The 18,667-nt window shown below is 70.3% G+C and carries 32 protein-coding genes; 14 read left to right on the forward strand and 18 right to left on the reverse strand.

Translation table 11 applies throughout. From position 1 onward, the window contains the following. Positions 1-154: 154 nt before the first annotated feature. The 6 genes from BJF79_RS29710 to BJF79_RS29735 form a co-directional block, all read right to left on the reverse strand. On the reverse strand, positions 155-400 hold the full coding sequence (locus tag BJF79_RS29710) for a hypothetical protein (protein WP_075902344.1): 246 nt from the start codon (positions 398-400) through the stop codon (positions 155-157). Positions 401-448: 48 nt separating this feature from the next. Further along, the gene (locus tag BJF79_RS29715; RefSeq protein ID WP_143220367.1) at positions 449-907 is read right to left on the reverse strand and encodes a DUF6221 family protein; all 459 of its coding nucleotides are present in this window, start codon (positions 905-907) and stop codon (positions 449-451) included. Continuing rightward, on the reverse strand, positions 904-1,170 hold the full coding sequence (locus BJF79_RS29720) for a hypothetical protein (RefSeq protein ID WP_075902348.1): 267 nt from the start codon (positions 1,168-1,170) through the stop codon (positions 904-906). The genes BJF79_RS29715 and BJF79_RS29720 overlap by 4 nt, the downstream gene beginning before the upstream one ends. Continuing rightward, positions 1,167-1,385: a hypothetical protein gene (locus BJF79_RS29725; RefSeq protein WP_143220369.1), complete on the reverse strand. Its 219-nt coding sequence runs from the start codon at positions 1,383-1,385 to the stop codon at positions 1,167-1,169. Before BJF79_RS29725 ends, BJF79_RS29720 begins: the two co-directional genes overlap by 4 nt. Further along, complete coding sequence (locus BJF79_RS29730) at positions 1,382-1,693, reverse strand: DUF6221 family protein (protein ID WP_262402747.1); 312 nt, start codon at positions 1,691-1,693, stop codon at positions 1,382-1,384. Before BJF79_RS29730 ends, BJF79_RS29725 begins: the two co-directional genes overlap by 4 nt. A gap of 88 nt (positions 1,694-1,781) precedes the next feature. After that, positions 1,782-2,039, reverse strand: coding sequence for a hypothetical protein (locus BJF79_RS29735; RefSeq protein ID WP_075902354.1), 258 nt, complete (start codon positions 2,037-2,039; stop codon positions 1,782-1,784). A gap of 116 nt (positions 2,040-2,155) precedes the next feature. Here BJF79_RS29735 and BJF79_RS29740 point away from each other — a divergent pair, with 116 nt between their 5' ends. From BJF79_RS29740 to BJF79_RS29765, 6 genes are all read left to right on the forward strand, one after another. Next, complete coding sequence (locus BJF79_RS29740; protein WP_075902356.1) at positions 2,156-2,509, forward strand: DUF6011 domain-containing protein; 354 nt, start codon at positions 2,156-2,158, stop codon at positions 2,507-2,509. 16 nt (positions 2,510-2,525) lie between these two features. Continuing rightward, on the forward strand, positions 2,526-2,870 hold the full coding sequence (locus tag BJF79_RS29745) for a hypothetical protein (RefSeq protein ID WP_075902358.1): 345 nt from the start codon (positions 2,526-2,528) through the stop codon (positions 2,868-2,870). A gap of 84 nt (positions 2,871-2,954) precedes the next feature. Next, entirely contained in the window at positions 2,955-3,449 is a 495-nt protein-coding gene (locus BJF79_RS29750) for a hypothetical protein (RefSeq protein WP_075902360.1), read from the forward strand. 90 nt (positions 3,450-3,539) lie between these two features. Continuing rightward, entirely contained in the window at positions 3,540-4,040 is a 501-nt protein-coding gene (locus BJF79_RS29755) for a hypothetical protein (protein WP_075902362.1), read from the forward strand. 75 nt (positions 4,041-4,115) lie between these two features. Further along, positions 4,116-4,487 carry a hypothetical protein gene (locus BJF79_RS29760; protein ID WP_075902364.1) on the forward strand — a complete coding sequence of 124 codons (372 nt, stop codon included), beginning with the start codon at positions 4,116-4,118 and terminating at the stop codon, positions 4,485-4,487. Between the two features lie 82 nt (positions 4,488-4,569). Beyond that, the gene (locus tag BJF79_RS29765; protein WP_075902366.1) at positions 4,570-4,815 is read left to right on the forward strand and encodes a hypothetical protein; all 246 of its coding nucleotides are present in this window, start codon (positions 4,570-4,572) and stop codon (positions 4,813-4,815) included. A 48-nt stretch (positions 4,816-4,863) separates the two neighbouring features. Here BJF79_RS29765 and BJF79_RS29770 read toward each other — a convergent pair whose 3' ends face one another. From BJF79_RS29770 to BJF79_RS29815, 11 genes are read right to left on the reverse strand one after another with little or no spacing between them, the layout of a single operon-like run. Continuing rightward, the gene (locus BJF79_RS29770; RefSeq protein WP_075902368.1) at positions 4,864-5,931 is read right to left on the reverse strand and encodes a DNA cytosine methyltransferase; all 1,068 of its coding nucleotides are present in this window, start codon (positions 5,929-5,931) and stop codon (positions 4,864-4,866) included. After that, on the reverse strand, positions 5,928-6,554 hold the full coding sequence (locus tag BJF79_RS29775; RefSeq protein ID WP_083734164.1) for a hypothetical protein: 627 nt from the start codon (positions 6,552-6,554) through the stop codon (positions 5,928-5,930). Before BJF79_RS29775 ends, BJF79_RS29770 begins: the two co-directional genes overlap by 4 nt. Further along, on the reverse strand, positions 6,505-7,017 hold the full coding sequence (locus BJF79_RS62185; RefSeq protein ID WP_262402742.1) for a hypothetical protein: 513 nt from the start codon (positions 7,015-7,017) through the stop codon (positions 6,505-6,507). The genes BJF79_RS29775 and BJF79_RS62185 overlap by 50 nt, the downstream gene beginning before the upstream one ends. Further along, positions 7,014-7,286 carry a hypothetical protein gene (locus BJF79_RS29785; RefSeq protein ID WP_075902372.1) on the reverse strand — a complete coding sequence of 91 codons (273 nt, stop codon included), beginning with the start codon at positions 7,284-7,286 and terminating at the stop codon, positions 7,014-7,016. Before BJF79_RS29785 ends, BJF79_RS62185 begins: the two co-directional genes overlap by 4 nt. Positions 7,287-7,345: 59 nt before the next feature. Beyond that, positions 7,346-8,263 (reverse strand): hypothetical protein, encoded by a 918-nt coding sequence (locus BJF79_RS29790; protein WP_143220371.1) that lies wholly within the window; start codon positions 8,261-8,263, stop codon positions 7,346-7,348. Continuing rightward, positions 8,256-8,621 carry a hypothetical protein gene (locus BJF79_RS29795; RefSeq protein ID WP_143220373.1) on the reverse strand — a complete coding sequence of 122 codons (366 nt, stop codon included), beginning with the start codon at positions 8,619-8,621 and terminating at the stop codon, positions 8,256-8,258. The genes BJF79_RS29790 and BJF79_RS29795 overlap by 8 nt, the downstream gene beginning before the upstream one ends. 11 nt (positions 8,622-8,632) lie before the next feature. Continuing rightward, positions 8,633-9,037 carry a DUF6205 family protein gene (locus BJF79_RS29800; protein ID WP_075902378.1) on the reverse strand — a complete coding sequence of 135 codons (405 nt, stop codon included), beginning with the start codon at positions 9,035-9,037 and terminating at the stop codon, positions 8,633-8,635. Next, the gene (locus BJF79_RS56035) at positions 9,037-9,186 is read right to left on the reverse strand and encodes a hypothetical protein (protein ID WP_158079332.1); all 150 of its coding nucleotides are present in this window, start codon (positions 9,184-9,186) and stop codon (positions 9,037-9,039) included. The genes BJF79_RS29800 and BJF79_RS56035 overlap by 1 nt, the downstream gene beginning before the upstream one ends. A 21-nt stretch (positions 9,187-9,207) precedes the next feature. After that, on the reverse strand, positions 9,208-10,812 hold the full coding sequence (locus BJF79_RS29805) for an RNA ligase (protein WP_075902380.1): 1,605 nt from the start codon (positions 10,810-10,812) through the stop codon (positions 9,208-9,210). Beyond that, on the reverse strand, positions 10,809-12,008 hold the full coding sequence (locus tag BJF79_RS29810) for a hypothetical protein (RefSeq protein WP_143220375.1): 1,200 nt from the start codon (positions 12,006-12,008) through the stop codon (positions 10,809-10,811). The genes BJF79_RS29805 and BJF79_RS29810 overlap by 4 nt, the downstream gene beginning before the upstream one ends. An 11-nt stretch (positions 12,009-12,019) precedes the next feature. After that, complete coding sequence (locus BJF79_RS29815) at positions 12,020-12,499, reverse strand: endonuclease domain-containing protein (RefSeq protein ID WP_075902384.1); 480 nt, start codon at positions 12,497-12,499, stop codon at positions 12,020-12,022. Positions 12,500-12,568: 69 nt separating this feature from the next. Between BJF79_RS29815 and BJF79_RS29820 the strand changes: the two genes are divergently transcribed. The 6 genes from BJF79_RS29820 (at position 12,569) to BJF79_RS29850 (ending at position 17,752) form a co-directional block, all read left to right on the forward strand. Next, positions 12,569-12,781 carry a type II toxin-antitoxin system Phd/YefM family antitoxin gene (locus BJF79_RS29820; protein WP_158079333.1) on the forward strand — a complete coding sequence of 71 codons (213 nt, stop codon included), beginning with the start codon at positions 12,569-12,571 and terminating at the stop codon, positions 12,779-12,781. 149 nt (positions 12,782-12,930) lie between these two features. Then, on the forward strand, positions 12,931-13,146 hold the full coding sequence (locus tag BJF79_RS29825; protein WP_143220377.1) for a hypothetical protein: 216 nt from the start codon (positions 12,931-12,933) through the stop codon (positions 13,144-13,146). Positions 13,147-13,164: 18 nt separating this feature from the next. Further along, positions 13,165-13,986, forward strand: coding sequence for a hypothetical protein (locus BJF79_RS29830; RefSeq protein ID WP_262402743.1), 822 nt, complete (start codon positions 13,165-13,167; stop codon positions 13,984-13,986). Then, entirely contained in the window at positions 13,935-14,522 is a 588-nt protein-coding gene (locus BJF79_RS29835) for a hypothetical protein (RefSeq protein ID WP_075902392.1), read from the forward strand. Before BJF79_RS29830 ends, BJF79_RS29835 begins: the two co-directional genes overlap by 52 nt. A gap of 166 nt (positions 14,523-14,688) precedes the next feature. Continuing rightward, on the forward strand, positions 14,689-16,368 hold the full coding sequence (locus tag BJF79_RS56040; RefSeq protein WP_158079335.1) for a hypothetical protein: 1,680 nt from the start codon (positions 14,689-14,691) through the stop codon (positions 16,366-16,368). Between the two features lie 145 nt (positions 16,369-16,513). After that, on the forward strand, positions 16,514-17,752 hold the full coding sequence (locus tag BJF79_RS29850) for a phage minor head protein (protein ID WP_143220379.1): 1,239 nt from the start codon (positions 16,514-16,516) through the stop codon (positions 17,750-17,752). On the opposite strand, the gene BJF79_RS29855 is transcribed toward BJF79_RS29850, so the two are convergent. Continuing rightward, on the reverse strand, positions 17,749-17,949 hold the full coding sequence (locus BJF79_RS29855) for a hypothetical protein (RefSeq protein ID WP_075902398.1): 201 nt from the start codon (positions 17,947-17,949) through the stop codon (positions 17,749-17,751). The genes BJF79_RS29850 and BJF79_RS29855 overlap by 4 nt on opposite strands. Positions 17,950-18,102: 153 nt before the next feature. Between BJF79_RS29855 and BJF79_RS29860 the strand changes: the two genes are divergently transcribed. Further along, on the forward strand, positions 18,103-18,384 hold the full coding sequence (locus BJF79_RS29860) for a hypothetical protein (RefSeq protein ID WP_075902400.1): 282 nt from the start codon (positions 18,103-18,105) through the stop codon (positions 18,382-18,384). Between the two features lie 10 nt (positions 18,385-18,394). Then, complete coding sequence (locus tag BJF79_RS29865) at positions 18,395-18,658, forward strand: hypothetical protein (protein ID WP_075902402.1); 264 nt, start codon at positions 18,395-18,397, stop codon at positions 18,656-18,658. Positions 18,659-18,667 lie beyond the last annotated feature (9 nt).

Consider the following 18,667-nt stretch of genomic DNA (forward strand, 5'->3'; position numbering starts at 1 on the left):
ACAGGAACGGCGGCGCGCAGGACGATTACCGCCACTACTCCGTGCAGGTGCCCTTACATGCCGGGCACGTCACCGGCCGGTTCTTTTCGTCAAGCACCGTCCCGATCCCGTTGCAGCGACGGCACTTCGGGGGATCATCTGCCACGAGCGTCTCCTAACGCAGCCACGACGGGGTGCGGATCTGCGACTGCGGCCGGTACTTCGCCCCGCAGTCCGTGCACACCATGTGGACAACCAGATCGCAGCGCGTGCACGTATCGAGCGGACTCGCCCCGACCTGGTCGGTGTGACGGTCCTCGAACGTGCGCGGGTCCCCGCAGGACCAGCAGTAGATGTCGATGACGGGCGCGGCGGGGACCCCGGGCGCGAGTTGCGGGATGTGGTCGAGGGTGGGCGCCATGCGTGGCAGTGTGCCACGGGCCGGTTACGGAGTCTTGTATCCCGGTGGCTAGGTGGCCCACTCTTTTCGCCATCCGTCGCGGTGCCGGTAGCCCTGCGCGAGCAGCCGGACGGTGGCGCACGGGACGCCGCGCTTGTTCCTGCACGTTTCGCACACGTCGATTCGCACGCGCCGCATGTCTTCCCCGACGGCGTAGGTCTTGGTGGTGGCGTGTTCGTCGAGGATGGCGAGCTTGGCGTCAGCGTCGGCGATCACGTCCTGCGGGTCATGCAGGGCGATGTGCGCCGCTGTCTCGCGCCACGGCTGGGGGACGTCGTCGTCATCGACCTCGATCGTCCGGGCCATCATGCGGGCGCAGTCGGGGCGCCCGCAGTCGTCAAGTGGACCGATCTCGCTGGGCTGGTAGCGGTCGACTGTCCAGGGGCCGGGCGTTGCTGCGAGCGCTGCCGCTCGGTCGGCCTCGACCTGCGCACGCAACCATGCGGCCATCTCCGCAACGTCGCTCATCTGACCGCCCCCTCCTCGGAGGCCGGGCGTGACGGGCAGCCGTGCGGGCACGCCCAGCTCCCGGCCTGGTAGGTGGGTGCACCTCCGTCGTTGTGCGGGATGACGATGAGGGACACGTTGACGCGCGTTCCGCAGACAAGGCAGGGCGCCCACTTCTGCCGCCCCCATTCCTGCGGGGTGAAGCCGCCGGGCGGCTCCCCGTGCTGGTCTTCCATGTCGAGGGTCCTCGGGTCGATGCGCCACTCTCGTGCGCCGTCGCTCACGGCAGCCTCCTCAGGATGTTCCCGAGCGCATGGTAGAGAGCCAGCACCTCACCCGTGTCCGTGAGCTCCCCGCGCTGCAGCCGGACGAGAAGGATCGCGGCGCGGCGTTCCTCGACCGTGAGGTCCGGTGTCCGCCAGATGTGCCGCTCCCACGGCGCGAGGTCGGGCAGCGACACCGACGGCGGGATGTGGACGGGCTTGTCGTCGTTGCTCACGGCCGCCATTCCTTCCGGTAACTGGGGTGGCCGGCGTACACCTGCGCGAGGAGTTGCAGCGTTGGGCACGGGTCGGCGTTGTCGTAGTCGGCGGCACCGCAGGAGTGCAGGCCCTCGTGGATGTCTACGATCTGTCGCTTGGCCTCGACCTCGGCCAGCACGCGGGCCGGGTCGAACCGCGCGAAGTGCGTCAGCTCCTCTTCGGTGAAGTCGGCGCGGTCGCTGGAGATCTCCAGCCCGTCGGCGTCACGCAGCACCGTGTACCCGATTAGTACGTCACCGTCGAAGTCGTCCTGCTCGACGGTCAGGCGCCAGGGCGCGGCCGACGACGCGGCCGCCGCACGCGCGCCTCCTCATCCTCCGCGAGACGCGCGCGGAGGAAATCCACCAACTCACTCACTGCTGGCCGCTCTTCGGAGGACGGCCGCCTTTACGGGCGCGTCGTTCGGATAGCTCTCGGTCCGCTCTGGCGAGGTCGGCGAGGTCCTGTTCGTCGCCGTGCGCATTGATGACGTCGCGGATGTGGTCGAGGAGGTCGGCCGAGCGTGTGACGCCGATCCGTTCGGCGACGCGTCCGTATGCCTCCCACATGACGCGCGGGACGCGGAACCGGGTGATGTAGGTCTGGCCGGCTGCGTCGTCTGGGTCGGTCATGGTGTCTCTTCTCTGTGTCGTGTTCCTACGGGGAATCTTCGCACAACTTATTGCGTAGGAACACGGTTGTGGGTTACTCTGTTCCTACGCGGTAACGACAGCGAGGAGACAGAGACATGGCGAAGGCAACCACCCCCAAGACGGCCACCTGCCGCCGCCCCGGCTGCCACGCCACCCTCACCAACCCCCGCAGCGTCGCCCGCGGCATCGGCCCCACCTGCGCCCGCAAGGAGCGCCAAGACAACGCCGCCCGCGCCGCCGGCATCAAGCCCGCCACCCTCGTCAAGGCCCGCGAGCTCATCGCGGACGGCGGCATCATCCCCATCCGCGGCCGCCGCGTCTTCCGCGCCGTGTCCTCCGACGGCACCGCCACCTACCTCACCGCCCCCCAGGCGTGCTCGTGCGCCGCAGGGCTCCGTGGGAAGCACGGATGTTTCCATCGCGCCGCAGCCACCCTGCTGGCCGCCTGACCAGGAAGGACCCACCGTGATCCTCGACCTCGACGAACCGCTCTTCTCCGACGACCACGCGTTCCACGGCCTCCTCACCCTCGACGAGATCACCGAGATCGAGACCGACTGGAAGGCCGCGAAGGTCGACGAGTGGTGCGCCGTCACCGCCCTCACCGCCGCCGCCAACCACCTCCGCACCGTCGCCGCCCTGCCCGCCGCCGCCCGGTTCGGCTACGTCCTGAACGCCGCGTTCAACACCGCCGTCGAACGCGACCCGCGGGCCGCCCGCGCCGTCCAGGCGTACCGGGACGCGCACGCCGCGTACCGCAACGCCACCCACGCCAAGACCTGCATCCGCCGCCGCGCCCACGCGGCCTGACGCCCCGCCTCGGGCCCACACCCCGCACGGGCCCGGTACAGGACGCCAGACCCGGCGCCCCACCCCCGAGAAAGGAACAACCGCATGGGCTACACCACCGACTTCACCGGCCACATCACCATCAACCCCCCGCTCAACCCCCACGAGATCACCTACCTCAAGCGGTTCGCCGACACCCGCCGCATGCACCGCGACAACGGCCCCTACTTCACCGGCAGCGGCCACGCCGGGCAGGGCCCCGACAACGACATCGTCAACGGCAACGCGCCCGGCCCCGAGCAGCCCAGCCTCTGGTGCAACTGGGTCCCGACCGACGACGGCACCGCCATCAAGTGGAACGGCGCCGAGAAGTTCTACAACTCGGTCGAGTGGATGCGGTACCTCCTCCAGGCGTTCCTGGAGAAGGGCGCGTTCGTTCAGGTGGAGCTGGCGGCGCCGGTCGACGGCCGCCACTACGCGCCCGAGTTCGAGCACTTCACGTTCGACCACGTCCTCGACGGCGTCATCGACGCGCAGGGCGAGGACCCCGGCGACCGGTGGGTGCTGATCGTCGAGGACAACGAGGTGAGCGGGGGCTGACGGCCTGTCTCGTCCCGGAACGCAGTGTCCGGGGCGGGGCTGGAAGTCAGACCCGCGACCGCCCCCAACCGGGGGCAGGAAGGACCCATCATGACCACCACCGCCCAGCTCACCCCCGTCGAGGTCGTCACCCACCGCTCCGCCATCTACGGCGCGAAGTCGGTCGACGGCGCCTGGACGTACTACAGCAAGAACGGCCGGGTCGAGGTCACCCACCAGACCGGCCGCCGCTTCTGGGCGACCGACCTCGACCGCGGACGGCAGGCGACCGCCGACGCCGGGTTCGTCGCGGCGCTCCTCGCCGCCCCGCCCGCCGGCACGCCCCTCAACCGGGCCGAGCTGGACGCGATCTGCGGGGAGCTGGACGCGGCCGACGTGCGGCAGATGATGGAGCTCGCCGCCGCCAGCGACGTGGACGTCAAGGTCCGGGTCGCCGACCGGATCACCGCGCGGTTGCAGGCGGACATCGCGGACTGGCGCGCCGACGAGGCGAGCAAGGCGGCGCGGACGGTGTACCGGATCGCGCCGACGACGTGGCTGTCCACGCTCCGGCAGGTGCGGCCGGACCTGGTGCCGCCGCGCATGGGCTGACGTTGCGTCCGGGCGGCCCGGCCTCGGTCGGGCCGTCCCACGGAGCGCCAAGCCTTCCACCCGAACGGGAGCGACATGATCACCCCCAGCTTCTTCGACCTGGTCGAGTTCCTCGGCCCCTGCGTCGACGACGGACTCATCACCGAAACCGCTGCCGCCCGCCTCCTCATCGAGGGGACCGACGCGCAGCTCACCATCAGCGGCGCCGCCTGCTACCTGGTCAACCACCGCACCGCGCGGGCCGACCACAACGAGCGGCTCGCCCGCGTGAACACGCTCATCGCCGCGATCGAAGCCGACCGGGCCGCGGTGACGCCGGAGGAGAAGGCCGCGGCGGGGCAGCGGCTGGAGATCGAGCTGGTGCTGCAGCGCGCCGCGGATCAGGAGAAGGCGCGGCGGGACGCGCGGCGGCGGCTGCGGCGGGCCCGGTCCGACGACGAGGTGTGACGCCGTGCTGGCCGCCCCGCTGCCCCGTGGCGGGGCGGCCTGCGTGACGCCAGACCCCAACCCCCGGAGAGAAGAGGAACACATGAAGATCAACCTCGTGGCCGCGGCCCAAGCTGACGGCCCGGACGACGGCACGTTCACCACCTGCTACTCCTGCGGCTCCACGTCGGTGCGAGACCTCGGGCTGCTGGTGGCCGAGGATCTGCTGTCGGTGCAGCGGGTGGCGTGGTGCCCCAGCGAGTCGTGCCAGGTGGACCGTGAGTGCTCCACCGGGATGATGGTGTTCATCGAGCCGACGGACGACGGCGGGTTCAAGCGCTGGCTGTGAACCCGACACGAGAAGGCCCGCATCCTGTCCGGGGTGCGGGCCCTTCCGTTATGCCGCGGCAGGTTGTGCGGCATCGTGCAGCTGGTCGAGGCGCTCCCACACCGCGCCCTGCCATGGCCGCCCGGTCGCGGCGCCGAGCACCGCGGCGGCCATGAGCGGCGGCACCGCGTCCGCGGCCTGCTGGAACTGCGAGGTGCGGGATCCCTGCCACGGGTAGTCCGGCGGGAACCCCTGCAGCACACCCGCCTGCCACGGCTCCAGCCGCCCGTCGACCGAGCCGAGGTCCGTCCGCCACCACGACCTGGCCGTGTAAGTCAATCCGGGCGCGGGACCGTCCGCCGAGAACTCGTTCCCGCCCGCCGTCTTGCGCGCCCCGCGGGTGTTCACCCGCACCCCCGCCGGCCAGCCCAGCGCGGCCGCCATGCTCACACGCGGGAACGGCGTCCACAGTTGCGGCAACAGCACCTCAGGCTCACGGTTCCGCCCCGTCCACCACCACGACCGGATCGGCAACCCCGAAAAGTCCGGCGTGTACTCCCGCGCCGCAACCAGGAACCGGCGAGTCCGGCGGGTCGGGAGACCGAAATCGTCCGCCCGCAGCGTGATCACATCGCACGACTCCCAGTACGCCGTGGCGAGCGACGCAGCGAACTCCCACCAGATCCGCTCGACGGCCGGGACCTGCTCGGCCACGATCCATTGCAGGCCCTCGATGCCCAGGGCGAACCGGAGCGTCTCCAGCACCAGCGCGGACCGCTCGTCCGCCACCTGCCTGTAGGTGGCCGTGTGGGCGTCCGCGGACGTCTGCGCGAAGAGGGTTTGGGCGCCGCCGATGACGATGTCGAGGTCGCTGCGGCCTGTGCGTTTCCCTGACGCGGAGTAGGTGGGGCAGGGCGGCCCGGATACCCACCCCTCCAAGCCCTCCAGCCCGGCCGGGGCGAGGGTGCGGATGTCCGCGCGGACACGCGCATGCCCGGCCGCGGTGGCGGTGGCGCACGCGTTCGGGTGGATCTCGTACCCGAGGGTGGGGCCGAGGTTGAGCATCCGGGCGCCTTCGGAGAGGCCGCCGGCACCGGCGAACCCTTCGAGGACCCGCGGCCTCGGCTGGGTGGTCACGGCGCGGTCCCGTTAACGAGACGCGCGCAACCCAAGGCACGCTGATACACCTCTTCGAGGAACTTCCAACCCGCCGGCGTGTGCCAGTACTTCGTGAAGTCGTCGGGGCGGACGACGACCCGCGGGCCGCGGGCCTCGTTGACGATGAGCCCGATGCTGTAGAAGTCCGCGACGATGGCCGCCTGTTGCAGGACCGCAGGCTTGGGCTTCCCGGCGAGGACGAGCGCGCGGCGGCAGTACGGTGCGAAGCGGCTGGCGCGGCCGAGGCCGGGTTTCCACTGGTGCCCGTGGACGATCGCGAGCTCCACGTGCAGCGGGTGGGTGAGTCGACGCACGAACCCGGCCGGAGTGATGTCCACCGTCCCGAGCGGCATCCGGTCCAGGTCGCGATGTTCGGCGGGCCGAAACGATGAGAACGGGACGGGGTGCCCGTGCGGCAGGTTCATGAGAAGGCTGAGCCAGTCGAGCCGGGTCACGGAGGGGTGGCCTTCGATCTGGCGTCGTTCGAACTCGGCGCGGTCGGGGGTGTAGACGATGGTGGCGTCCACTCCCGACCAGCGCATGTTGACGTGGTCAACGCCTGTGAGGTCGAGGGCGGCGAGGATTTCGTGGGTGGGGGTCATGATGCGGTCCCGTTGATGAGCCGCGCGAGGTCCAGGGCGCGGCGGACGGAGTCGGGCTCGTCGATGTAGTCGGCGTACTGGAGCTGCTCGACCTCACCCCACTTGGCAACGGCGGCCGCGGCGGACTCCAGATCGTCCGCGCAGCCTCCAGCCACCCGGCGATGTGGTCGGCGACGCGCGGGTCCATAAGCGCGATCCATTCGAGGTCGCGGCCAGCCCGTTGACGGATGTGCTGCCCGGTCAGGTCGAGAGTGGGGACGCGGACGACGGTGACGCGTTCGCGGCGGCCGTCCGAGTCGATCCCGCCTCGCCAGACTTGGGGCCGCTCACCGTCGGGGAGGTCGGCCTGGACGACGTCCTTGTGGCGGACGTCGAGAGGCCGGCGCCAGGGGCCGGGGGTGGCTTCGGTGCCGCGGCGGCGGATCAGCTTGGCGGCGGTGCGGAGTTCGGCGACGTCGTTCACGGCGCGATCCCCTCATCCCACTCGTAGGTGTGCGGCCCGTCCTCGCCGTCCTCAAACTCGGCGACGAACCGGAGGTACTCCTCCGACTCGCCCCGCGCCTCGTAGGTGTAGGTGTCGCCGCGGTAGTCGGTGGCGGTGCGTTCGACCATGGGGCAGCCGGTGAGGGCGCGGACCATCTGGTCGATGAGCCACATTTTGTGGTGGTCGCCGTCGGTGATGCCTTCGCGGACGAGGTCGAGGGTGGTGGTGATGCGGTCGCGGTCGGTCATGGGGGTGTCCTTCCGAAAGGGGGCCGGGCCGCTGCCCCTGCGAGCGGCCGGCCGGGCTTTTACGGGTGGCAGAGCAGGCACCGCGTCGGGTCGTCGAAATCGCGGTGCGGGCACGCCTGCATCGCCGCCGGCGTGCCCGGCGCGACCGTCACCGGCCCCACGATGTCGAGCAGCCTCCGACCCGCCTCGGCACTGGCGGGGTCACCGGACCGGGCGAGCCGCTCAGCGAACGACCGGACGAACTCGATCTGCTCGCGGGCCTTGCCCAGCTCGGCACGACTGTCGCGCGCGCTGTTGTTCGCCTTGTCCCGCTGCTCCCGAAGCTGCCGCCGGTCACGGTCGGCCGCCTGCCACCCGCCGCGCAACTCGTCGGCCTCGCTGCGGACACGGGCCAGCGCCTCACGCGCAACGCGGAACTCGCCCGCGAGCTGGTCGCGGTTCTTCCTCAGCGCGTCGTTGCTCTCCCGCTCGGCGCCGAACTCGGCGAGGGCGTCGTCCCGCTCAACCTCGCGCTCGACCCGCTGGGCCCGCTCCCGACGGCGGCCGCGCCGCGCCGACTCCCACGCGCCCCGGAGCCGGTCGGCCTGCCGCCGCCAGTACACCGCGTCCTGCCGGGCCCGGTCCCGCTCGGTACCGGCGTTCGCCCATGCTTTCTGCTCACCGGACTCCAGCACAGTGAGCCGTTCGACCTCGGCGCGGAGCCGCTCCAACTCGGCGCACTGCTCCTGGTAGACCGTCACACCGGTCTTCTCGATCCCCCGGACCCGGATGAACTCAGCCATGATCGCCTCGGCCTGCGCACGGACGTTGTCCGGAACGGCGGCGAGCATGACGTCCGCGAGCGACTCCCGGAAGACGTCGCCCATACCCGCGCCCCAGAGGCTCCAGTCGAGCAGCGACCAGAGCGGGCCGCCCTTGTGTTCGGGGGTGCTGGCGAAGAATTCCTCCAGCTCTTCGGTGGTCATCGGATCAGTCATGGTTCTGCCCCTTGTCGCGGTCGAGTGCCTTCCCGAGGTCGCTGCGGAGCTGCTTGAGTTGAGCCGCGGCCTGGTCCCGCTGCTGACGGAGGACGCCTTCACGGGCGACGGCGCGGGAGTGCTTGCGGGCGAGGACGTCGATGCGGTCGAGGTACCGGGTGGTCTTGGTCTGTAGGTCGGCGTTCTCGACACGGAGCCGGTCAACCTCCGCCAGCAGCCGGGGCACATCCCGCGGCGCACACGAGAGCGCATGAAGCAACTGCCCCGGCGTGCTGCTGTTGGTCACGGTCACCTTGGACGCGCCGGAGTCAACGCCGTCCCAGGTTCGTCGGATCATCGCAAGGGTCTCGTCGCTCATCGGACCGTCCATCACGCACCCGCCTCTTCCTCATCCGGCCACACGATCCGGGGCTCAACCCGAACCGCACGGCCGTCACGAACCACGACGCGCCACATGTCCGTGTTCTCCTCCCCCTCACACTCCAGCCGCCCCGCGAAGGCGTGGCCGGGGAACGAGTCGATGGCGCGCTGGACGGTCTCCACGAGGCCACGCTCGCGGTACTCGTCGATCTCCCTCATGTACAGCGCGGTCGCCGTCCGCCGTAGCAGCGGACCCTCCTCGGTGTCCGCCTCCTCCTCGACGACACGCAGCGCGAGGTCGGGCTCCCACGTGTTCTCGATGTTGTGCGGCGCGAACTCGCTGTCCTTGAACTCCTGCCAGGTCAGCGGCGGCGTGATCTCGAACTCGCCCGTGACGTAGGTGTGGTAGCCCATCAGGTGGTTCCTTCCTGCTTGTGGTTGCGGCGTGCGAGCATCCGCGCCTTGATCTGCTCCTGCGTCGGCTGCGTCCAGCCGTGCCAGCCCGCGGACTCCTCGTCCCACCGCTGGAAGTGGATGCGCTCGGGGACGCACAGTGCGCGCACCCGGACGGGGCGGTGATCTGCTCAGCCACGGCCTTCTCCGTTCTCGATGTTTCGGCGGGCGCGGTGCGCGTGCAGCGACAACGCCACCGCCGCATCCTCGGTCGCCTTGAGCTGCCCGGCATCCAGCGGCGCGAGACGGGCCGCGGCGTTCTCGTCGTTGCCGTCGAAGCAGGCAGCCAACGCGATCGCGGCGGCCCGGCACCCGGTCGTGGCGAGCAGGTCGTTGAGGTCGCTCATCGGGCCTCCTCGGCAAGCCACTGCGCGGCCGTCCGGCCACCGACCCTGACCCGGGTCGCCTCCCGCTTCGCGTGGTTGAGCGCCTCGTCGAGGCCGAACCGGTGGGTCGCTTTCCACTCGTCGGTGCGCTCGGATGGGACGGACTCGTAGTCCCACTCGCCGTCGGCACCGAGCGCGTAGCCGAGCCGGTTCAGGACGGCGTAGCGGTCGCCGCCGTGCCACTCCACGCGGATGGTGAGGGAGTGCGCGAGTTCGTGGTCGTCCGGCAAGCAGGACACCTCGTAGCGGGTCGCGCGGACGGTCGGCTCGGTCATCACGCCACGTCCTCGGAGAACTCGACCGGCCGCTCCTCACCCGACGGACGCACGTCCGCCAGATCTTCGCCGCCGGGTCCTTCCCGTCCAGCAACATGAACAGCCACGCCCGGTGCTCGGACTGGATGGCGGCCTTCGCGTACTCCTTCCGGTCCACCGGCGTCGCCAGCCCCTGGAGGATCACCTCGTGCCGGGCGCGGGCCGAGTACTCGATCCGCCGCAGCTCACCCATGAGCCGATCGGCGACGTCACCCACCCATGCGTGCAGCTCGTCGGGCAGCGGCTCGCAGATGTCCGCGACCGTCCGCCCGCTACCGAGCGCTTCCCACACGACGCGGGCGTTCAGGCCCGTGACGATCCGGTGGAGTTCGACGTACGCGGCCTGCTTCAGCTTCACCATCGTCCCGCCCTCGACGCGGACGACGACGCCCTCGGCACCAGGGCGGGGCGGCAGCGCCAGCGCGTCCGCGAGAGTGTCGGCCTCGAACGTCTGCGCGCACGGACCCGGCCAGTCCGGGACGGCAAAGGGGGCGTAGGTCCAGCCGGTGGCGATGTCGACCGCGCCGAGCAGCACGAGGTCGTCCAGCCCGCCGTAGTCGACCACGATCCGGTTGCCCGGGTACACGACCTCGAACAGGACCGTGACGCCGGGCGGCGGCTCGAACTCGCCGTACCGCTCGCGCAAGAGTTGGGTGGCGTGGACGGCCTGGTCGGAGGTGAACGACCCGCGCGTCGCCACCGCGAACCCGTCGCCTGTTGGGTACAGGATCCCGAGGGACCCGTCGATCTTGTCGACCACCTCGACCCGAGCGTCCAGGTCGAGCGTGCCGGCCTCGGGCTCGCCATGGTTGAAGAACTTCGCCCACGGCCGGGCGACGACCGTCCCGTCGTCGCCGACGATGAGGCCCCGGCAGGTGCGGGTGACGAACGTCCAGGCGCGTTCGTACTGGCAGCGTTCGGTGTAGTTGTAGATGGTCAGCGGCAAAGTCGGGTGGTGCTGCGCGCGGACGTGTCCGGCGTCGATGGCGTGAGTGAGGGCGTCGTCGTCGAGCAGGTCGGTGATGTGGAGGGTCATGTGCCTGTTCCTCTCGTTCGGGGGGCGCGGTTCCGGTACCGCGTCTGGATCTCTTTCAGGGCGGCGTGCGCGGCGGCCCGGGCATCAGCGGCGGGGAGACCACGCTCGTCCACATTGGCGGCGGTCGGGCCGGGTTCGTCGGGGACGGCGTGCAGCATCGCCATCTGCGACCCCGCCGACCGGTCCGGGGCGTCGGTCGAGGAAGCGAGCACCGCCCGCGCCGGAGGCGGCAGCGGCGTCACATCCTGCGGGGCTTCGTTCGAAGACGCTTCCTTCGACGCGAGCACTTCCTTCAACCCGGCCGCCCGGTCGAGCGCCGCACCAACGAAGTCCGTCAGGTCCCCGCGCCGATGCATCGACTTCAGGTACCCGACCATGTCGCCGATCTCCCGGCCGTACCGCGCAGCCTCCGCCCGGACACCCGCCAGCACATCCGCCGCCACCGACTCGTCGACACCCGGCCAGGTCGCTTCCAGCCACCGGGCACCCCGCCGGTCCTGGACGTCGTCGCGCAGCGCCCGGCTCGGATCCGATCCGATCTGTGATGAAGGACGGTGTGATGAAGGAAGGATTGATGGGGAAGTCTCTGGGGACTTCCTTCGAACCTCCGAAATGCTTCCTTCGTAGGTCTCGGATGCTTCCTTCGTAGAAGTCGAACGAAGCACCTCGGGGCTTCCTTCGACCGGGGGCGTCGCGGGGACCTCGGGGGTCGACGGCTCCTCGAACGAAGCGTCAGACGCTTCCTTCGTAGACGCGGCATCCTTCGAAGGAAGCCCCACCGTCTCGCCCGGCGCTTCCTTCGAAGACCGGAACGGCGCCGACCCCAACACCTCCTCCCGCCGCGCCCACACCCCGGCAGGAACCGACGCCGCATACCGCGACGCCCGACGCACCCGCACCCCGCCCGGCCCCTTCCGAGACCCACCCCGCTCACGCAGAATCAGCCACCCGGCTTTGACCGCCCGGCGCAGCAACTGCTTCCACGTCTCCTCGTGGAACCCGAGCATCGCCAGGTTCGCGTTCCCCGGCCGGGCGCCGTCGCCGGTCGTCCCGTCCATGAAGATCCCGAGGGCGAGGAGCTTGAACCGGTCGCCCTGCGGGAGGTCACTCATCATGAGCAGCCGCTCCCACAGGAACCGGTCCACCGGGACGGGAGGTAGATCCCCGTCCTCGGGCTGGGCGTTTTGGGCTTCCACTCGACAACCGCCTACTTGACCGCTCGGAGGTTGAACGGGCCGCAGGTCATGTTGAGGGCGAACCACGGGCGAGGACGCGCGCGGTAGATGTTCGGGTGCCACCGGCCGTAGCGCCGTGTCCAACGCCGTCCAAAGTTGTCCACGACCGTTCGCGCGTCCGGCTCAGGGCCGCCGTCGACCGGCACGCCGAACGCCGCGCACTGCCGCACGTACCAGGCGTTCCCCAGGTATGCGGCAGCGGCGCTGCTGAAGGCGACGCCTCCTTCCAACTGGGTGTTGCAGCGGATGCACAGCAGCCCACGGACAGCCCAACGGCCCGGCCAAGCGTGGTCGATGTACAGCTTGCGCTGCGGCATCTCCTCTGCCGGGAAGCCACAGATCTGGCACATCCCGTGGCTTTCGATGCGGAGGCCCTCGTACTGCTCGCAGTCCAGCCGGTAGCTCCGGTGGGTCTGGCAGGGGATGGCGTCCGCGAGATGCGCATGCGTCATGTCACCAAGCTTACCAACGTTTAAAGATTGGTGATACTGCAATAAGTGCCCATGGCTTACACTCTTGCCATGAACGCCGCCGACCCTCAGCCCGTGATCGCCGACGACGGAGTACAGGAAGTGCCGCTGACGATCGCCCGTCCTCTCCTGACTCGCCTCATTGAGCAAGCCCGCGAGGACCACCTGATGAGCGCACTCACCGTGCGCGGCCGTCGGCGCGCATACCTTGTGACCCCGGACTTCTACGACCGTGCGCTCGAACTGGGGGTCGACGAGTCGTGACGGCGGCGATTCGACAGGTGAGGCCGGAGGGGCTCACGGCGTGTAGTTGACAAGATCGTGTGCTTAAGTCACGATGTGCGTGGCGACCCACGCCCAAAACCCGGTGACGCTCCTGTCGCACCGGGTTTCTTGCTGTCCAGGGGGTGAACATGCCTCCCGCAATCCCCAAGCGTTTCCGCCCGATCGCGGACGTCGCGTACGTCACCGGCCGCCCGAAACGCACCATCCGGAACTGGGCCGCAGACGGACGCATCGAGCGGATGGAACACCCCCGTACCGGGGCTGTGCTCGTCGATCTCGTCGCCGCCGAGCGCCTCTCCGAGCAGACCGGCCGCCGGAACCGCGCCCCTGCTCACGCGGCCTAACCCATGTCCGCGCCGCCGGTGCCGCTTGACCCGATCCGCGGCGTCGCCGAAGCCATGCTCCGGCGATTCGAAGCACCCACCATCGACCCGTACCGCACCGACCCCGTCGGGTGGGTCCGCGACAAACTCGGCGAACACCTGTGGTCCAAGCAAGCCGAGATCGCGCAGTCCCTCGTCACCAACCGGTACACCGCCGTGCAGTCCTGCCACGACGCCGGGAAGAGCTTCACCGCGTCCCGCCTCACCGCCTGGTGGCTCGACGTCCACCCCCCAGGGGAAGCGTTCGTCGTCACCACCGCCCCGACCGCCGCGCAGGTCTCAGCGATCCTGTGGCGGGAGATCGGCAAAGCACACAAGAAAGGCCGCCTGTTCGGCCGCATCACCGGCGGCACCGTCCCCGAATGGAAACTCGCCGACGGCGAGATCGTCGCCTACGGGCGCAAACCTGCCGACTACGACCAGGCCGCGTTCCAAGGCATCCACGCCCGCTACGTCCTGGTCATCGTGGACGAGGCGTGCGGTATTCCCCGCAGCCTGTTCGACGCGGTCGACGCGCTCGCCACCAACGAAGCCGCCCGCGTCCTCGCGATCGGGAACCCCGACGACCCCGCCTCCCACTTCTCGGAGATCTGCCGGCCCGGCTCCGGCTGGAACATCATCCGCATCGACGGGCTCGCCACCCCGAACATGACCGCCGAAGCCGTCGCGGGGCATCGGGCGCTGGCTGACCTGTTCGAACGGGAAGGGCTGGAGCCGAGCAGCGAACCGATCCCCGAAGGGCTCGGCCGATGCTGCTGTCGCCGCTGTGGGTCGCGGAACGCATCGCCCGGTGGGGTGTGAAGTCGCCGCTGTTCACCGCGAAGGTGCGGGGCCTGTTCCCCGAGGTCGGCGACGACCAACTCATCCCGCTCGGCACGATCACTGCCGCGCAGACCCGGGAACTCGACCCCGGCCCGTTCTCCACGATCAGCGTGGACGTGGCCCGGTTCGGTTCCGACCGCACCATCCTCGCGCTCATCCGCGGCCCGGTCGTTCGGGTCGTGGGGGACTACTCCAAGCAGCGCACCACCGAGACGACCGGCCGCGTCATCAACGCCAAAGACGAGCACGCCGCGCACGAACTCCGCGTGGACGGTGTCGGGGTCGGCGCCGGCGTGGTCGACGAGCTCCTTGAGGCCGGGCATGACGTGGTGGACATGCAGTCCGGTGCGGCCGCCATGGACTCCAAGCACTTCGCGAACGCGCGCGCGGAGTGGTGGTGGGGGCTGCGACAGCGGTTCGAGGACGGCGACATGGACCTCGACCCCGACGACGATGAGCTCGCCGCGCAGCTGGGGGCGATGCGGTACAAGTTCACGCCCGCGGCCAAATCCTGATCGAGTCGAAGGACGACATGCGTAAGCGGGGCCTGCCGTCGCCGGACAAGGCGGACGCGGTGATGCTCGGTGTCGCGTGGGTGCGGGCCCGGACGAGATCGTTGACCACGACGACTTGGACGAGGACGTTCGGGTTGACATCAGCCCGTACTAAGGGGGTGCGGTCGTGAGTGTGCTCGTGCGTCTCCAAGAGGCGGTGCAGGAGAGCTGGTATCGGGCGACGGGCCGCACCGAACTCGCGGAGCAGGTCGTCGCCGAACGGCAGACCCGCGTCCATCTCGAAGAGACCATCAGCGACCTTGAGAACCGGATGCTGGAGCCCGGCTGGCAGCGGCTGACGGCGCAGGCGGATCAGGAGTTCTCCCGCGATGGCCTCAGACAGATCACGGCGGTGTGCCGGATCATGGCGCTCAAGAACCCCCTCATACGCCGTGGGCTCGGGTTGCGGCAGGCGTACGTGTGGGGCGCCGGCGTGGACGTGTCCGCCCGCGACGCGAAGGTGAACGAGGTCATTCAGGCGTTCGACGATGACAACGAGGCCACGTTCACGGGGGCGCAGGCGTCGGAGGAGTTGGAGCGGGCGCTCGGCACGGACGGGAACGTGTTCGTTGCGCTGTTCACCAGCCCGCGGACCGGCCGCGTTCGGGCGCGGACGTTGCCGTGGGACGAGATCACCGACACGATCAGCAACCCGGACGACCAATCCGAGCCGTGGCTGTACCGCCGTGAGTGGTGGGCGGACCAGGTCGATGTGCGGACGGGTGCGGTGATTCAGCGGCGGGAGTCGGCGTACTACCCGTCGCTCGCCTACTACGAGATGTCCCGGAGCCGGGGTCGTCCGGCGACGGTGAACTATGCCCGCTTCGGTGACTCGGGCCCGACGAAGGTGTTCTGGGACGCGCCGGTCTACCACGTCAAAGTGGGCGGGCATCTCCACTGGCAGTGGGGTGTCCCGGACTCGTATGCGGCGGTGGATTGGGCGCACGCGTACAAGGACTTCCTCGGCGACTGGGCCACCCTCGTGCGGGCGCTGGCCAGGTTCGCGTGGAAACTCACCTCGAAGGGATCCAAGCAGGCCGCCGCGAAAGCCAAGCTTGCCGCGGCGCCCGGCCGTGACCCGCTCACCGGCGAGTCCCGGCATGCCGGTGCGACGGCGATGCTTCCGCCGGACATGGCCCTCGAAGCGGTCCCGAAGACCGGCGCGACCATCGACTCTGAGTCCGGCCGTCCGCTCGCCGCGATGGCCGCCGCCGCGCTCGACGTGCCGGTCACGATGCTGCTCGCCGACCCCGGCGTCACCGGCAACAGGGCGACCGCCGAAACCCTCGACACGCCGACCGAGCGGACGATGGACCTGCGCCGCAAGGTGTGGACCGCGACCCGCAAGGCGATTTACCGGCATGTGATCCGTGAGGCCGTCCGCGCGGTGGACGGCCCCCTCGACGGGACCATCACGGTCGACGCGGATGGCCGTGAGGTCGTGGAGCTCGCCGGTGGTGTGTCGGACGAGGTGAACATTTCGTGGCCGGACATTGATGACGTCGACACGACGAAGGTCGTGGAGGCGATCGTGAAGGCGGACTCGACGGCGTATCTGCCGCCGCTGGTGGTGGCGCGTCTGCTGCTGGAGGCGCTCGGTGTGTCGGATGTGGAGTCGGTGGTGGAGATGCTGACCGACTCGCGCGGCGAGTTCCTCCCGCCCGGCGGCGCTGCCGGTGGTGTGGGGCAGGCCGCGGTGGACGCGTTCCGCCGCGGTGAGGACCCTGCCGCGTTGACGGGCGGTGACCCCGAACCGGAGCCCGAAGCAGGCGGCGCTACGGAGCCTCGTTCGCCTGCTCGACGCTGAGCCACTTCCCCCGGGTCGGCTGGTCTGGCCAGGCGTGGTTGCCCCACCTCAGAGTCCCGATTGCTGCGGCCCATTCGCTGGCCCCGCCGTGGTCGTCCAGCGGCGTGCCGGGCGTGATGCCCAGGCGCCGCAGTACCGAGTCGCGGTGGTCTCGGATCTCGGCGGCGTAGCCGCGCAGCGAGTCTCCCAGTTGAGGGTTGGCGTCGGCGTGGGCTTCGAATGCCTGGATCAGGCCGGTGAGGGCGACGGCAACGGCGTGAAGGTCGTGGTCCATGCCGTGACGGTAACCCCGCCCGGCCCTGATCGGGGGGAGATTCGGATGGCGATTACGGACGTTACCCTCGGTCTCGCCCGCGCCGCGATCACCGCCGTTACGAGTCTTATCGACGTCGCCGTACGCATCCTCACCGGCCGATGGGCCGCCGCGTGGGACGAGGTCGAGCCCCGGATCACGTCCGCGGTCGAGGATCTCATCGGCGACGCCGACGAGTGGCCGTCGCGCCGTGCGATCGAACGCGACGCCGCGCTGCAGGAAGCCCTGTCCACCGCCGCGCAGCTCCTTGATGCGCTCGCTGGGCTCGCCGCCGCTGAGATCTCAGCCGTTGCGCAGGCCGCGGTTGAGCAGGCCCCGGCGGATCAGGTTGAGCAGATTGTGTCGCAGCTCCCGCCCGGCCTGGACCCCGGGACGGTCTCCAACATGGTTGGCGGGCCGGGCGGGTTCCATCAGCGGGCGATCGACGCGATCGACAAGCGCGTGCAGCAGCGCATCACCGTGCTGACGCGGCCGCTCGGCAGGGACGCGGACATGGCGATGCGGTTCGAGCTGGTGCGCGGCGTGAAGCGCGGCCGGAACCCGCGGGAGACGGCGCGGGCGATGGTGGACAGAGTGGAGGGTGCGTTCAACGGGGGCCTCACCCGCGCCGTCACCATCGCCCGCACTGAGGTGCTCGACAGTTATCGCCAGGCTGCGGCTGCGACGCAGGACGCCCACCGGGATGTGCTGGCGGGATGGACCTGGTTGGCCACGCTAGACGACGGTCGGACGTGTCCGGCTTGTTGGGTGATGCACGGGACTGAGCACGCGCTGGACGAGCCCGGCCCCCAAGGGCATCCGCAGTGTCGATGCAGTAGGTCACCGCGCACCTTGTCGTGGGCGGCGCTGGGCTTCGACCTTGATGAGCCCGACGACGCCATCCCGGACGCGCAGGCGGCGTTCCAGTCGCTGCCGCCCGATGAGCAGTTGCAGATCATGGGCCCGGCGCGGCTCGCCCGGCTGAACTCGGGCGCCATCGGCTGGGGCGACCTTGCGCGGCGGCGGGAGAACCCGGGGTGGCGCCCGTCGTACGTCACCACCCCGGTCAGGGATCTTCCTGCGGCGGGTTAGTACGTCCCGCCCGCGTCCGGCTCGTCTTCGTCCTCGTCGTCCCCGACGACGATCGCGTACGCCTCTGCAGCAGCCCGCAGGTTGTCGGGCGCGGTCGCGGAGAGGTTCGGCACCTTCTCGGCCAGACCTTTCGCCGACTGGAGGATCGCCTTCCGTGCTTCTTCTCGGAGCTTCTGCTCCTCTTCGCTGATTGCCATCCGGGCAGCGTACGGCCCACCTCCGACAAACCGACCCGGAAGGGGAGACGACATGGCCACGAGCAGGCGGGCCGCGAGCAAGGCGACCGACAAGCCCGAGGGCGACCAGCCCACCGACGCGATACCGAGACCGGGAAGAACACCGGCCCCAAGATGTCCGCGAGCAAGCCCGCGGCGAAGACCGAGCAGACGTACACCGACCGCGCCGCCGCCCTCGCCGACGAGGCCCGCGCCGCCGCCGACACGATCCGCGCCCAGGTCGAGGCCGTCAACGGCAAGGTTCTCGAACTGCAGCAGGAGATGATGCCGCGGCCCGGTGAGGCGCGCGTCGCGGGCGGGGTGCGGCGGCTCCCGATGGCGACCGGGGACGTGTCCCGCGCGGTCGAGGGGCTGATGGCGGCGGCCGTCGACCTGCAGCGCCGCGCCGGCGAGTGAGGGCCCGGCCGTGAGTGCTCTGCAGCAGATCAACGCGACCGGCGCCGTCACCACCGGGGTGTCCCGGATCCGCGGGCTGGTCCTCACCGCCGATGCCGCGGTCGCGGCGCTGGAGCTGCGTGACGGCGCGTCCGGGGACGTCCTCCTCACCCTCAAGGCCGCGACCGGGGCGTCGCAGGTGCTGGACTTCGGGGCGCCCGGGATTCAGTGCGCGTCGGGGATCCACGTGACGCTGACCGGTACGGGCGCGGTCGCCTCGATCCACCACGGATAAGGGAGGCGA

It is taken from the genome of Actinomadura sp. CNU-125 (assembly GCF_001942465.1).
Taxonomy (GTDB): domain Bacteria; phylum Actinomycetota; class Actinomycetes; order Streptosporangiales; family Streptosporangiaceae; genus Spirillospora.

Bases quoted from the DNA above. Each gene is read 5' to 3' on its own strand.
- BJF79_RS29860 (WP_075902400.1), top strand. From the start codon at position 18,103: ATGTCCGCGAGCAAGCCCGCGGCGAAGACCGAGCAGACGTACACCGAC.
- BJF79_RS29740 (WP_075902356.1), top strand. From the start codon at position 2,156: ATGGCGAAGGCAACCACCCCCAAGACGGCCACCTGCCGCCGCCCCGGC.
- BJF79_RS29760 (WP_075902364.1), top strand. From the start codon at position 4,116: ATGATCACCCCCAGCTTCTTCGACCTGGTCGAGTTCCTCGGCCCCTGC.
- BJF79_RS29835 (WP_075902392.1), top strand. From the start codon at position 13,935: ATGCTGCTGTCGCCGCTGTGGGTCGCGGAACGCATCGCCCGGTGGGGT.
- BJF79_RS29785 (WP_075902372.1), bottom strand. From the start codon at position 7,286: ATGACCGACCGCGACCGCATCACCACCACCCTCGACCTCGTCCGCGAA.
- BJF79_RS29800 (WP_075902378.1), bottom strand. From the start codon at position 9,037: ATGGGCTACCACACCTACGTCACGGGCGAGTTCGAGATCACGCCGCCG.
- BJF79_RS29775 (WP_083734164.1), bottom strand. From the start codon at position 6,554: ATGACCCCCACCCACGAAATCCTCGCCGCCCTCGACCTCACAGGCGTT.
- BJF79_RS29795 (WP_143220373.1), bottom strand. From the start codon at position 8,621: ATGAGCGACGAGACCCTTGCGATGATCCGACGAACCTGGGACGGCGTT.
- BJF79_RS29715 (WP_143220367.1), bottom strand. From the start codon at position 907: ATGAGCGACGTTGCGGAGATGGCCGCATGGTTGCGTGCGCAGGTCGAG.
- BJF79_RS29735 (WP_075902354.1), bottom strand. From the start codon at position 2,039: ATGACCGACCCAGACGACGCAGCCGGCCAGACCTACATCACCCGGTTC.
- BJF79_RS29805 (WP_075902380.1), bottom strand. From the start codon at position 10,812: ATGACCCTCCACATCACCGACCTGCTCGACGACGACGCCCTCACTCAC.
- BJF79_RS29755 (WP_075902362.1), top strand. From the start codon at position 3,540: ATGACCACCACCGCCCAGCTCACCCCCGTCGAGGTCGTCACCCACCGC.
- BJF79_RS29855 (WP_075902398.1), bottom strand. From the start codon at position 17,949: ATGGCAATCAGCGAAGAGGAGCAGAAGCTCCGAGAAGAAGCACGGAAG.
- BJF79_RS29820 (WP_158079333.1), top strand. From the start codon at position 12,569: ATGAACGCCGCCGACCCTCAGCCCGTGATCGCCGACGACGGAGTACAG.
- BJF79_RS29710 (WP_075902344.1), bottom strand. From the start codon at position 400: ATGGCGCCCACCCTCGACCACATCCCGCAACTCGCGCCCGGGGTCCCC.
- BJF79_RS29825 (WP_143220377.1), top strand. From the start codon at position 12,931: ATGCCTCCCGCAATCCCCAAGCGTTTCCGCCCGATCGCGGACGTCGCG.
- BJF79_RS29765 (WP_075902366.1), top strand. From the start codon at position 4,570: ATGAAGATCAACCTCGTGGCCGCGGCCCAAGCTGACGGCCCGGACGAC.
- BJF79_RS29790 (WP_143220371.1), bottom strand. From the start codon at position 8,263: ATGACTGATCCGATGACCACCGAAGAGCTGGAGGAATTCTTCGCCAGC.
- BJF79_RS29815 (WP_075902384.1), bottom strand. From the start codon at position 12,499: ATGACGCATGCGCATCTCGCGGACGCCATCCCCTGCCAGACCCACCGG.
- BJF79_RS29750 (WP_075902360.1), top strand. From the start codon at position 2,955: ATGGGCTACACCACCGACTTCACCGGCCACATCACCATCAACCCCCCG.